General features: G+C 60.8%; 16 protein-coding genes. All 16 read left to right on the top strand.

Features of this window, described 5'->3' with window-relative positions; all coding sequences use genetic code 11:
* Positions 1-6 precede the first annotated feature (6 nt).
* The 16 genes from ACLQ8T_RS06160 to ACLQ8T_RS06235 all read left to right on the top strand — a co-directional run bounded on the left by ACLQ8T_RS06160 (position 7) and on the right by ACLQ8T_RS06235 (position 12,462).
* On the top strand, positions 7-1,566 hold the full coding sequence (locus ACLQ8T_RS06160) for a hypothetical protein (protein ID WP_413456059.1): 1,560 nt from the start codon (positions 7-9) through the stop codon (positions 1,564-1,566).
* Positions 1,566-2,312 carry a hypothetical protein gene (locus ACLQ8T_RS06165; RefSeq protein ID WP_413456060.1) on the top strand — a complete coding sequence of 249 codons (747 nt, stop codon included), beginning with the start codon at positions 1,566-1,568 and terminating at the stop codon, positions 2,310-2,312. Before ACLQ8T_RS06160 ends, ACLQ8T_RS06165 begins: the two co-directional genes overlap by 1 nt.
* A 71-nt stretch (positions 2,313-2,383) precedes the next feature.
* The gene (locus ACLQ8T_RS06170) at positions 2,384-3,025 is read left to right on the top strand and encodes a cell envelope integrity protein TolA (RefSeq protein WP_413456061.1); all 642 of its coding nucleotides are present in this window, start codon (positions 2,384-2,386) and stop codon (positions 3,023-3,025) included.
* A gap of 9 nt (positions 3,026-3,034) precedes the next feature.
* Positions 3,035-3,427, top strand: a complete 393-nt coding sequence (locus tag ACLQ8T_RS06175) for a head decoration protein (RefSeq protein WP_413456062.1) — start codon at positions 3,035-3,037, stop codon at positions 3,425-3,427.
* A gap of 15 nt (positions 3,428-3,442) precedes the next feature.
* Positions 3,443-4,462, top strand: a complete 1,020-nt coding sequence (locus ACLQ8T_RS06180) for a major capsid protein (protein WP_413456063.1) — start codon at positions 3,443-3,445, stop codon at positions 4,460-4,462.
* 70 nt (positions 4,463-4,532) lie between these two features.
* On the top strand, positions 4,533-4,865 hold the full coding sequence (locus tag ACLQ8T_RS06185) for a hypothetical protein (protein WP_413456064.1): 333 nt from the start codon (positions 4,533-4,535) through the stop codon (positions 4,863-4,865).
* Positions 4,866-4,874: 9 nt separating this feature from the next.
* Positions 4,875-5,267 (top strand): Gp19/Gp15/Gp42 family protein, encoded by a 393-nt coding sequence (locus ACLQ8T_RS06190; RefSeq protein WP_413456065.1) that lies wholly within the window; start codon positions 4,875-4,877, stop codon positions 5,265-5,267.
* A 5-nt stretch (positions 5,268-5,272) separates the two neighbouring features.
* Positions 5,273-5,611: a hypothetical protein gene (locus tag ACLQ8T_RS06195; protein ID WP_413456066.1), complete on the top strand. Its 339-nt coding sequence runs from the start codon at positions 5,273-5,275 to the stop codon at positions 5,609-5,611.
* Positions 5,611-5,868, top strand: coding sequence for a hypothetical protein (locus ACLQ8T_RS06200; protein WP_413456067.1), 258 nt, complete (start codon positions 5,611-5,613; stop codon positions 5,866-5,868). The genes ACLQ8T_RS06195 and ACLQ8T_RS06200 overlap by 1 nt, the downstream gene beginning before the upstream one ends.
* Positions 5,868-6,278 (top strand): hypothetical protein, encoded by a 411-nt coding sequence (locus ACLQ8T_RS06205; protein ID WP_413456068.1) that lies wholly within the window; start codon positions 5,868-5,870, stop codon positions 6,276-6,278. The genes ACLQ8T_RS06200 and ACLQ8T_RS06205 overlap by 1 nt, the downstream gene beginning before the upstream one ends.
* A gap of 9 nt (positions 6,279-6,287) precedes the next feature.
* On the top strand, positions 6,288-6,863 hold the full coding sequence (locus ACLQ8T_RS06210; protein ID WP_413456069.1) for a hypothetical protein: 576 nt from the start codon (positions 6,288-6,290) through the stop codon (positions 6,861-6,863).
* A 91-nt stretch (positions 6,864-6,954) separates the two neighbouring features.
* The gene (locus tag ACLQ8T_RS06215; RefSeq protein ID WP_413456070.1) at positions 6,955-7,185 is read left to right on the top strand and encodes a hypothetical protein; all 231 of its coding nucleotides are present in this window, start codon (positions 6,955-6,957) and stop codon (positions 7,183-7,185) included.
* 46 nt (positions 7,186-7,231) lie between these two features.
* Complete coding sequence (locus tag ACLQ8T_RS06220) at positions 7,232-7,525, top strand: hypothetical protein (protein WP_413456071.1); 294 nt, start codon at positions 7,232-7,234, stop codon at positions 7,523-7,525.
* Positions 7,489-7,914 (top strand): hypothetical protein, encoded by a 426-nt coding sequence (locus tag ACLQ8T_RS06225; RefSeq protein ID WP_413456072.1) that lies wholly within the window; start codon positions 7,489-7,491, stop codon positions 7,912-7,914. Before ACLQ8T_RS06220 ends, ACLQ8T_RS06225 begins: the two co-directional genes overlap by 37 nt.
* Positions 7,915-7,981: 67 nt before the next feature.
* A complete protein-coding gene (locus ACLQ8T_RS06230) occupies positions 7,982-11,704 on the top strand; it encodes a peptidoglycan DD-metalloendopeptidase family protein (protein ID WP_413456073.1) in 3,723 nt (1,240 codons plus the stop codon).
* Positions 11,701-12,462: a hypothetical protein gene (locus ACLQ8T_RS06235; protein ID WP_413456074.1), complete on the top strand. Its 762-nt coding sequence runs from the start codon at positions 11,701-11,703 to the stop codon at positions 12,460-12,462. Before ACLQ8T_RS06230 ends, ACLQ8T_RS06235 begins: the two co-directional genes overlap by 4 nt.
* The last annotated feature ends 2 nt before the right edge of the window (positions 12,463-12,464 follow it).

Here is a 12,464-nt window from a genome sequence, read left to right on the forward strand (position 1 = left end):
GCGCTCGTGGTTCGTTCACTGACTGACGATGAGCTCAAGGAACACAGCGAGCTTCGGGCGCTGGTCCAGGAAAAGTATCGGCGAAACAAGCTGAAGCTGGACTACTACGACATGAAGCACCGCCTGGATTTTATTGGCTTCTCGATCCCTGATGACATGAAGGATCTGGAGTCGGTGATCGGGTGGGCTGCGAAAGCTGTCAACGTCCCATCGGACCGTATCCGCCGAACGGGCTTCACCGGCCCCAAGGGCAACGCCACCCTGGAAGCGCTCAAGGCCCTCGACGAATCGGCTCTGTTCCGCCGGGCGGAGGCATTGGCCCAGCATTCAGCGGCGCAGACTTCCTGCAGCTTCATGTTCTTCACCCCGGGCGACACCAGCGCGGGAGAACCAGAGCAGATCATCAGCGTGAAGGACTCCACCCAGGCCTCCGCCCGAGTGGATCCACGAACCAGTCGAGTCATGGCCGCCCTGGAAATCGTGGACCGCAACCGGCACCTGCTGTACCTGCCGGGCAATACCTTGGATTTGAATCGCGTAGGCAACCGGTGGGTCGTTTCCGAGGAATATCCGACCGGAACGAACCGCGTGCGCTGCACGCGCAAAGTGTGGCGCCCGGAACTTCGCCGCCCCTTCGGCTCAGCACGCATCAACCGTGCCGTCATGGGGCACATCGACAGAGCCGTGCGCACAATCCTCCGCCAGGAAGTCAACGCCGAGTTCTACAGCTCGCCCCGCGGCGTCCTGCTCGACGCTCACAAGAACGCGTTCTACGACAAGAGCGGCAAACGGATCGACCCGCTGCGAGCCATCGGAGCGATCTGGGGCGTGCCGGCCTACCGCGACAAGGAAACCGGCGACATGCGGAAGCCAGAATTCCAGCAGCTGTCGCAGGCCAGTTTCCAGCCGCACTCGGAACTGCTGAAGTCCATCGCAATGAACTTCCACGCCGACACCGATATCCCGTTGGGCCAACTCGGCGTCGTCCAGGACAATCCATCCAGCGCGGACGCGTTACGCGCCGCGGAAGATGGCCTGATCGCCGTCTGTGTGAAGCAAACCGACGAGTTCTCCTACAGCTCCAAGGACGCGGCAATGAATCTGATGTCCCTGGCAGCAACGGATGAAGAGATGGTTGCGATCGGAAAGGACATGGCCAAGATCCGTCCGAAGTATGCGAACCCGGCGACACCCACCCCGGGCGCGCAGGCAGACGCTGGATCGAAGTTCGTGAACGCGTTCCAAGAGCTTGCTGGCTCTGATCTCGCGTTGGAGCGCTTCGGCTTGGACTCCGAGGAGATCGCGCAGGCGCGGCAGTACCTGGATTCGAAGGATTCGAAGAGCATGCTGCAACAGGTACTGGAGTCCAGTGCGGCCCGCCCAGTCCAGGGTGCCAGCGCCGGCAAGGTGCTCCATCCGCTCGAAGAGCAGAAGCTGCGCGCAGAGATGCTCGGTTCCCTCCGTCAAGCTGGAGTCACCGCCGAATCAGCGGCCAAGAGCGCCGGCCTGGAAGGGCTTGAGTTCACGCCAGACGTACCAGCGGCGATCCGCAGTGACGAGGCGTAATGGTCAGCAACGAAGACGCAGCCCGGCTGCGCCAAGCCAACCAGGAACTCGCAGCCCTCGTTACCGAAGAGCTCGAAGGCGTATTCCTGGCGCTGAACCTGCAAAGGCCAGAACAGGTCAGGGACTCGATGATCGAGATACTCCCGCTGCTCATCGACAAATACGGGCCGCTAGCCGGCCAAGTATCCGCCGAATGGTACCGAACCATGATGCCCGGATCCACACCGGAAGTCATCGGTTCACGAACCAGCCCGGAGCAAGTGGAAAGAAAGGTCCGATGGGCAGCTGCGGGGCTGTTCCAAGACGACCCGTTCTCCACCCTGAACAAGCTGACCTCAGCCCTGGGGAAATGGACCCGGCAACCCGGCCGGGACACCATCCAGATCAACGCCAACCGCGACAAAGTCGGCTGGATGCGGCAACCCTCAGGCACCACGACCTGCGCATTCTGCCTGATGCTCGCCAGCCGGTCAGCAGCCTGGCTCTACAACAGCCAGGAAAGCGCACTGCGGCCAGCAGAAGGCGACAGCGACAAATACCACGGAGAATGCGACTGCGAACCGGTCCTGGTCCGCAGCGCAGACGACGTGCCCGACTCGGAATTCGACCACCAGGGAGCCTACGTGGCATACACCCAGGCCCGTCAATCAGTCGGCGACAGATTCCCGTCAACAGACCAGATCACCGCGGCCCTGCGCCGCATGTATCCGGACATCCTCACCGACGGAGTGCACGAACACCACTGAGCCAGCCAGGCGCGATGCCTGACCGGCTACACGTCACGCGATGTGACACCAACCAACAAAGGAGCACCACCATGCGAAAGCGCACCCCAGCAGCCTTCTGCGAACCGCTGCCCTACTACATGACCGCGATGGGCATGCAGGGAGCACGATTCCTCGAAGGCAACACCGGAACCGGCGCCGGAACCAACGACGGCGGCAACACCGGCGAACAGGGCGTCCAACCCGGAACCCCGCCAGAAGGCAACAAGGACGAGCAGCTTCAAGAGCCCGGCAAAAAGGCCCTGGAAGCAGAACGCAAACGAGCCGACGAACTCGACAAGCTGCTCAAGGCCGAACAAGCCAAAACCAAGGCAGCCGAGGACGCGAAACTCACCGAAGCCGAACGCGAAGCGAAAAACGCCAAGGAACGAGACGCCGAACTCGAACAGCTCCGCAAGGACAATCTCCGACTCCAAGCGCTCGCCGAAAACCCAGTGCCTGCGAAGTACCAGGCTCTGGTCAAGGGCGACACGAAGGAGGAACTGGAAGCCAGTGCGGCATTGATTGCCGAGCTGGTGGCTGGTGCTCCCAAGAACGACAACGAGGGTGACGGACAGGGCGACAAGCCCGGTGGCGTCCCCGTTCCAGGCTCCGGGACCGGCAAGGGCGATTCGGATTCGAAGAGCTTCCAGGCTGGCCAGGAGCTGTACAAATCGCGACACAAGAAAGATTAGGAGAACCCCGTGGATATCAGCATCAAGCGCACTTCGGTCGGTAATGAAGACCAGTCCTGGTTGGGGTCGGCACACGGCACGAACGCCGCCCAGACCATCACCCTGGACATGACGACCTTCACCAAGGCAACCCACTACCCGGATGGCTACCTCAAGTCGGGCCTGCCGCTCATGGACCTGGGCAACGGCAAGTACGGCCTGCACACCGGCCCGGGCGTCGACCCGGCTCCGACCCCGGAGCTTGCAGGGTTCCTGTTCACTACCGTTCGCGCACCGGAGTCCAGCGCTACGCCAATCGGTGCGGCCCTGTACGAGCACGGTCGCGTTAAGGTGGCCAACCTGCCCGTAGCCCTCGACCCGGCCGTGCAGGCAACTGCCGCTGGCCGAATCATCTTCGCTTAGAAAGGACCATTTCAAATGGCTCTACAACTTGACGACAAGTATGTCGCCCCGCAGGAGCTGACCGGATACGTCCGCGAAGCCCTGGCCGACCTGCCTCAGAACACGTTCGGACTCACGCAGTACCTGCCGGACAACCCGGTCGATGACATCGACTTCCGTGCACAGACCGGAGGCAACGGGCTGTCGCAGGTAGCCCAGTTCCGCAGCTTCGATGCGGAATCGCCAATCGGGAAGCGGGACGGACTGACCAGCGTCTCCGGTGCGCTCCCTCCGATTTCCGAGAAGATCCGCTTGGGTGAGTACGACCGCTTGAAGCTGCGCAACTCGGTTGAGGGCATCAAGAATTCGATCCTTGATGACGGCGTCAACCAGGCCAAGAAGATCCTGGCTCGTGCCGAGGTCGGCCGCGGTGAGCTGCTGATGACCGGCAAGGTGACCATCGCCGAAAACGGCTTGGGCATCGAAGCGGACTTCGGACGCAAAGCCACGCACAGCCCAACCGCTGCGACCCTGTGGAACGTGGCTGGCTCGACTCCAATTGACGACCTGCTCGCGTGGGTCGAGGTCTACCGCGCTACCAACGGCGTGAAGCCGGGCGTCATGCTGGTGGCCCAGCAGATCGTTTCCGTCTTGATGCGCAACGAGCAGATCCGCTCGCTGTCCCTGCCAGCCGGTTCCACCACCCAGATCGTGACCATCGACGCGATCCAGGCGCTTCTGTCCAGCTTCGGGCTTCCCCGCGTGGAGGTCTACGAAGCGCAGGTACAGGGCGCGGACGGTGCTGCAGTGGACATCTTGGACCCGACCAAGGTCTTGTTCCTGCCTCCGGCCGGCACCAAGATCGGTGAAACCACCTGGGGCATCACTGCCGAGGCGTTGGACCCGTCCTACAACCTGACCGAGGAAATCCGCCCGGGTCTCGTCGTAGGTTCCTACTCGGACAACGACCCGGTGGCCCAGTGGACCAAGGCCAGCGCGATCATGCTGCCGATCGCTCCGAACACCAACCTCACTCTGGCCGGCAAGGTTCTCTAGAACCTGCTGCCAAGTACCGATGGCCAGTCCCGATACGGGGCTGGCCATCGCTTATTTGAATAGGAGAATCATGCCGAAGTTTCTTGCGCACGTGCATTTGCACGATGAATCCGGAAAGCTCTGCTCCTTCGCTCCCGGCGACGTAGCGCCTGCCTGGGTGAAAAACCACGTTGGCAACCACGTTCTGGACAAGCCATTCGGTGGTAAGGCCGCCCCGCGTCCAGCCCAACAGGGCAAAAAGGCAGAGCAGAAACCGGAACCGAAGAAGACCGAGGACGACGGGTCGGAGAACGACCCGGAGGGCGCCGAGGAGGTCGACGAGGACGACGAGGAGTCGGGTTCCGACGGGAGCAATGCCGAGCTTTCCTTTACCGGAGACAACCCGGTGAAGGAAGAAGAGTAAGGCCGGATTGTGGCTGAACCGTTTGCAACGATCGAGGATCTGAAAAAGCATTGGCCGGCCCTCCCTGCGGAGGACGTGCCAGAAGCTGAGCAGAAACTCATTGAGGCGTCGCTGGTGATCCGGGCCAAGTACCCGGACATCGACCAGCGCATTGCCAGCGGAGAGCTGGACAGGGACGTAGTGACCTACGTGGTGTGCCGTATGGTGCGCCGAGCTTTGGATACTCCGGAGGATGTGCCGGAGAACGCCACGCAGATGAGCTTTACCGCGGGGCCGTTCTCCCAGTCTGCGACGTTCCGGAATACGGATGGCGCTTTGTACCTGGGCAAGTCCGATAAGGAGCTGCTGGAGCCTCAGCCACGAGGCGACGGCGGCGAGTTCTTCAACATCGTTCCGAGGTGATATCGATGAGGTTTCCGTTCGGCGAGCAGATCACCGTGCACCGGCATACCGGTGAGCAGAGAAATGCGCATGGCAAGGTCACCAAGACTTTCACTGACGAAACGGTGCAGCGTGTTGCGGTGGCTCCTTACCAGGTCGCTGAGCCGTCGGATGGCGGCCGCGAGCAAATAACCACGCGGTTCAGTATCTACCTGTCACCAGGCGCTGGCATTAGTCCTTTGGACGAGGTGACAGTGCGCGGGGTCCGTTGCCAGGTCGACGGCGCAGTGTCCGGTGAATGGGTGAACCCCTTCAACGGGTGGGCGCCCGGCTCGGAAGTGCGGCTCAAGGAGGTGGCTGGCTAATGGCACGCAGAGGCATCAAGTGGAATAAGGACGCACTTGAGCGGATCCGCAAGTCGCCGGAGGTACGTGCCGACTTGAAACGCAGGGCCGAGAAGATCGCCGAAGCTGCAGGCGGTGAAAGCAAGGGCTACAAGGTGACCGAGCTGGTGCTCGAAGATCCCCGTGGCGCTGTGTCGATCATGGCCACTGGAGCCGCGAGGGCACATAACCAGAAGCATCATTCGCTGATCAGAGCACTGGACGCGGGGCGGGGTTGATGCCGGAGATACTTCTTTTCCAAGACCCGATCGCCAGAGCGATTTCTTACCTTTCCCAGTGGGTGCCAGCATCGGCCGGCCCCCACCTGGATATTCCGCCGAAATGGACGTGGGGGCCGTTGCTGGTCACCGTGACCGACACCGGCGGGCCAGGTGAGAAAGACGTGGTGCTGGACCAGGCCCGGATCACCCTGGACGTGTACCACGAGGACTCGGAACGAGCCAGCGAGGTGGCACGGAAACTGCATGGCCTGATCCGCGCTTGGCACACGCAAGAAAACGGCGTCCGATTCCTCACGACGCTGACCAGACCAACCTACCGTCCGGAAGATGCCAGTGGCACGCCGGGCTTCTTCTTCACCGTGGAGCTGCTATTCAAAGCAGCTCCATTCGAATTTAACAGCCTTTAGGAGGCCACCATGGCAATCTCTGCCATCATGACTGGCGCACCGCTCACCGCAACAGGTGGCCTGTGCTTCGCCGATCAGTCCGTTGCGTTCCCAGACGATGCCGACACTGCACTCGATCCCGCGTGGATCCGGGGCGGATACATCGGTGAAGACGGCGTCACCCGAACTACCGATGCATCGGATGAGAAGATCCGTGCTTGGGGCGGCGACGCCGTAAAGATCGTCCGTACCGAGCACTCCATCACCTACACCTGGCAGTTCCTCGAGTCCGCCAATGGTGATGTGCTGAAGCTGATCCACGGCGAAGAGAACGTCATCATCACGGCACCGACTTCCACCGTCCGGGGAAAGATCGAGATCAAGCAGACCGCGAAGATCCCGCCACGCAAGGCCTTCTGCCTGGACATGCGCGATGACGAAACCAGCCTGCGAGAACTGATCAAGGACGGACAGATCACCACCTCCGGCGATGCAGTGTTCGTGCACTCGGACGTCATCCGCTACGAAGTGAGCGTCGAAGCATTCCCTGACGCACAGGGCGTCAAGGCGGTTTCCCTGATCGGAACCCCGATGCTCGCCGCCTAACCCAAGCTTCCTGCGCCCGGCCCAGTAGTCAGCTCCGCCGGGCGCAGGATCACCACTTTTCGGAGCTGACGCCTCTCCCTAGGAGCTGACAATGTCCACATTGCTGGGCGAAATCGAAATCAATCTCTATGCCGGAGTAGAAGCCGGCGATATCCAGCACATCGGATCAATCGCCGTCCCAGTCGCCGGAGGCAAAGTCGTCCGCAGCGAAACCGGAGTCTCGGTCCCCATCAACGTGGACCGGGCCCAGTTCATCGCACGGCTGCACCAGTTCGTCGATGAACTCGGCGAGCAAATCCACCAAGACCTCACCGGCAACTAGCCGGCAGGCAACACCCCACAAATCCCGCAAAACAATAGGAGCTGACATGCCCGAATCAAAGAAGCGCAAGTTTGAACGCAAGATCGCCAAGCGATACGAATTCGTCAAATTCGAGTTCGAAATCTTCGACGCGGAATTCGAATTCCCCAAACTCGATATGGCGCCGCTGCGCGTCGTCGAAGCGCTGAACACTGGCGAAGTCCAGAAAGTCTCCAAGTGGCTCGAAGACGCGGGCGCAGACCCCGAAGCGATCGAAGCCTACCGGGACCTCGACCGTGAAGAGCTGATTGACTTCATCACGGCATGGGAGAGCGGACAGCTGGCCAGCGTCCCAAAATAATCGAACTGGTTGAACTGCACAAGAAATACCCAGCAGCGTTCGAAGCGACACTGATCGCACACGGGCTACGGTGGCGCGACGTCGCCACCATGCAGTTCACCTGGTCCGACTGCTACGCGCTCATGTCCAACCAGCCCTTCGATTCGCCGATCAACAAGGCGATCAACGGCAAGGACTGGTGGTGGTACCACCCCGTAGTGGACCACATCGTTGGCATCTTCGACTCACTAGGCGTGATCGCAACGATCATCAGCCAGCGGCCAAACGTCAAGAAGAGCCAACTTCCCAAGCCAACACTCAGGCCCTGGGATACAACGAAAGAAAAAGAAGTCCTCAAAGTCAAGCCATCACCGCTCGGCACGTTGCGCAAGATGCTTCGTTGGGACTGACAACAACGAAGAGGGCACTAGCCAACAGGTTAGTGCCCTCTCCCCATTTAACCGCCAGGAGGTCCGCGTGGCTGCTGTCGAATTAGGCGTCGGATATCTGACTCTCGCTGCCGAATCCTCCCAGCTCGGAAAGCAGATCGGCGGAATCTTCAAGGGCGCCGAATCCGACGCTTCCAAGACCGGCATCGCCATGGGCAAAGCCATCTCGAAAGGCTTCGAACAGAACAAGCCCGACGTCGAGAAGTTCGCCGCGGCAGTAGAAGTCGCAGAGAAGCGCCTCGCCGCTCAGGCCGAAGCATCGGCACGAAAGCAAGAAGCCGCCAAGCGCAAAGTAGAAATCGCGCAGGCCAAGGTCAACGAGACCACCGAGAAATTCGGCACCAAATCCTCCCAAGCACTCTCCGCAGTGGACCGACTGGCCACCGCAGAGCAAAAACTCGAGATGGAAACCAAGGCGGCCGCCGATGCACAGAACCGCCTGCAGACCGAACTGGACCAATCCGAGAAGGCTCTCAAAGACGCAACCAAGACCTCCTCGACAGCCTCGACCACCTACGCCAAAGGCTGGAAGGGCGTAGGCCAACGCCTCAAAGCCGAACTCTCCCGCGGCATGAAGACCGCCACCGACGCTGCACAAGAAAAAGCAGAAGGCGGCGGACGGCGTGCCGGCGGCGGATTCAGCCAAGCCTTCAAGGGCGCGCTCGCCGGTGTAGCCACGTACTTCTCCGTTGATGCCATGGTTCGCGGCGTCGGCGACATGGTGAACCTCGCTGGCCAGGCGGAACAGTCGATCGGTGCCATCGACACGGTGTTCAAGGAAAACGCGCAGCAGATGCACGACTGGGCCAAGACGGCCTCTGAGACCGTCGGTCTGTCCTCGAATGAGTACCGGGAGTTCGGCACGCTGCTGGGATCCCAGCTGAAGAACATGGGCACGCCCATGGATGCGATTGCTGACAAATCCAATGGGCTGATCGGCATGGGCGCGGATATGGCGTCCATGTTCGGTGGCACCACCAAGGAAGCAATCGAAGCGATCTCGTCAGCCCTCAAGGGCGAAATGGATCCCATCGAGCGCTATGGCATCACGTTGAGCGCCGCGGCCCTGGAAGCCGAAGCGCTGTCGAAGAACATCATCAAGCCAGTCGTGGATTCCGAAAAGGTAGAAACTGCCGCAACCAAGATGACCTTGGCTCAGAGCAAGTACAACGAGGTCATCAAGAAGCACGGCAAGGACTCGGACGAGGCGAAACGCGCCCAGCTGGCTTTGACTTCCGCTGAGAATGCTTATGAGAAAGCGACCGCTGGCAAAGTTCCGCAGATGGACGCGACGTCGAAAGCGCTGGCTGTCCAGTCGGCGCTCTATGCGCAGTCCGCGGATGCCCAGGGCAACTTCATGCGCGAGGAAGGAACCTTCGAGCATCAGCGCCAGGTGGCTTTGACTACCTGGGCGAATCTGAAGGAATCCATCGGCACCGCCTTCTTGCCGGTGCTTACCAACGCTTTCAAATTCATCAACAGCACCGCTCTACCTGCGCTGGAAGCATTCAGCGGTTGGGTGGGCACAACTGCAGATGGTATCGGCCAGACCCTTGGCCCTGTTCTGCAGGGCGCTACGGGCTGGATCCAGGACAACAGCACGGCGGTAACGATCGCTGCAGGTGTCATTGGTGCGCTGATGGTCCCGATGCTGGTCCGTTGGGGCATCCAGGCAACTATCGCCGGCGCCAAGAACGTTGCCGCGTTCCTGCTGGTTAAAGCGGAAGCGATCAAGACTGCCGCGATCTTCGTCGCCCAGTCGTACAAGATGATTGGCCAATGGGTCGCGATGGGCGCCGCCGCGCTCAAGTCTGCGGCGCAAACCGTTTACGTTTGGGCTTTGTACAAGATCGAGGCGGCCAAGGCAGTTGCCGCGATGATCGCGACGAAGATCAAGATCGTTGCCCAGTGGGTGGCCATGTCGGCCGCCGCTGTTGCTTCCGGCATCAAGACCGCGGCCGTATGGACTGGCACGGTCATCAAGCAAGCCGTCGTGGGTGCCGTCCAGTTCGGTATCCAAGCTGGACGCGTCATTGGCAGCTGGGCTCTGATGGCTACACGGTCGATGGTGCAAGCACTCAAGATGGCTATTTCATGGAGTGTTGGCGTCATCGTTCCGGCAGGGAAAGCTGCGATCGCAATGGGCATGCAGGCAGCCAAGGTTGTTGCCGGCTGGGTGCTCATGGGTGCCCAGTCGCTGCTGCAGGCAGCTCGCATGGCCGCCGCATGGCTGATAGCCATGGGGCCGATCGGGTGGGCTATCGCGGCCATTGTCGGTATCGCAGCGATCGTGATCGCCAACTGGGACAAGATCAAGAAATGGACCATCGACACCTGGAATACCATTTCAGGGAAGATCCGTGATGTTTGGAACAACAACATCAAGCCGATTTTCCAGGCGCTGGGAAGCTTCATTGAAACGAATGTGAAGCCTGCCTTCCAGCGCGGTGTTGACGGGATCAAGAAGATCTGGGACACGATCAAGTCGATCGCGTACAAGCCCATTGATTTCGTGGTCAATACGGTTTACAACAACGGATTGCGGGACATGGTCAACACCATGTCAGGCAAGCTGGGGCTGGACTGGGATCTTCCGAAAGTCGATCTGCCTGCCTTCGCCAAGGGCGGGCAGATGCAGCGTGGTTGGAAGCTCGTTGGCGAAGAAGGCCCGGAGCTGATCAACACCGGGCCTGGATTCGTCTACACGGCGACCGAAACGCAGACGATGCTAGCTGGCCAGCAGCAAGCTCCTTTGGCGTCGCTGCCGACTTTGACCGGTGGGCATGACGAGAAGAATTCGAAGATGCCAATCGGCGGATTCTGGTCTGATGTGTGGGGCGGCGTCACGGGGACGATCGGCAAGGTGAAGGACTGGGCGGTAGGCATGCTTGCCGCCGGAGTCCGGGCCGTGACCGAACCCCTGAAGAGCTCCATCAGCGCGTTGATCCCAGGCGATGGGTTCAACGAACTGATTCGCGGAGCTGGATTCAAGATGCTGGACGGCCTGACCGGTTGGGCCACGAAGAAGGACGAAGCGGCCGTCGGAAGCGATGGCGCGCTGTTCTTCGACGGGCCACTGGGATCGTTCGCGAAACCAGCGGCCGGGCCGATCACTTCGGGATTCGGCACCGCTCGCGGAGCGTACCCGCACGCGGGCATCGACTTCGCCGTGGCCATTGGGTCCGCAGTGCATTCGATGCTCAACGGCGTGGTGCGCAAGATCGGCGAGGGAATCGTGGCTGGCCGTACTGGCCGCGGCATGGTTGTTGACCACGCCGATGGCATGAGCTCCTACTACGGGCACCTGTCCGGATGGATCGCGAAGCCGGGAGACCAAGTTTCTGCCGGCCAAGTGATCGCACGATCCGGCAACACCGGGCGCAGCACCGGGCCTCACCTGCATGCGGAACTGTGGAAGAACGGAAACCCGTTCAACTTCATGTCCTACCTGCACGATGAGGGTGGCTGGCTCGGCACCGGGCTGTCCCTGATCGAGAACAAGACTCGAAAGCCGGAAGCGATCCTCAATCCCTCCCAATGGGATGCAACGATCAAGGCAATCGAGTTCACCACCAGCCAGGGCGAAAACAAGGCAACGATGATCGTCAATGGCCCATTGGTGAATGTTGAGCATCAGGAAGTCCGCGACGAGGAAGACACCACGCTGGTGGCCCAGGAGCTGTGGACTAGCGCCCATCATGCCAACCGTGCACAGGGCAAAAAGAATCTGGAAGGTGTGACGAGCAGTTGAGTTTCATCTACGGAGGAACGTCGACAGACACGCTGGCCGGTGTGACGGCCACTCTGAACGAGTGGCCGTCGCTGGCGGGCATGTCTTTGGAGACGATAGACAAGCCCACCGGCGGCAGGTATTTCGCCATGGCAACCCGATCGCACAGCACGTTCGTTTTCGACGTGATCATTGAGGGCGCAACGACGACGGAAGTGGCCCAACGCCGCGACCAGTTCATTGAGCTGCTGGATCCGGAGCGAGGCCCGCGGGATCTCGTGGTGGAGATCGACACCGCCTGGAAGTATGCGGAGGTGATGGTCTCCGCCGGGATCCAATGGGGGCGCATGGTGTGGGAGCGCGGAACCGGGTTCGTGCTGCGGGCCGATGTGTCCTTCGAAACCGTGGGAGCGCCAGAAGCCCAGCAAATGGCACCCGAAGTGGTGCCGTTCAGCAGTTCATTGAGTTACACGCTGACTCTGGGCAATACGGCGTCCTATCCAACGATCGAATTCCCTTCCGGCGCCCAAGCCACAGTCACCATCGGATCTTTCCAAGTGGTTGTGGCGGCCACGCCGGCCGGGTTTACGAACGTGCTGAATTACCAGGACTTCGAGTTCTACCGAAAGAACAGCAGTGGCGTGAAGGTCGGAAACCTCCTCGCCCAGATGTCGCATTACGGCCGCGCCCAGCTACGCAAAGGCACGGCCGTCGCAGTCAGCGTCACCGGAGCACCTGCCGGAACGCGCAGGCTGTACCCGAACGCACGACGAATCTAGGA

Origin of the sequence: Glutamicibacter sp. FR1, from assembly GCF_047300825.1 — a bacterium.
Classification (GTDB): Bacteria; Actinomycetota; Actinomycetes; order Actinomycetales; family Micrococcaceae; genus Glutamicibacter; species Glutamicibacter nicotianae.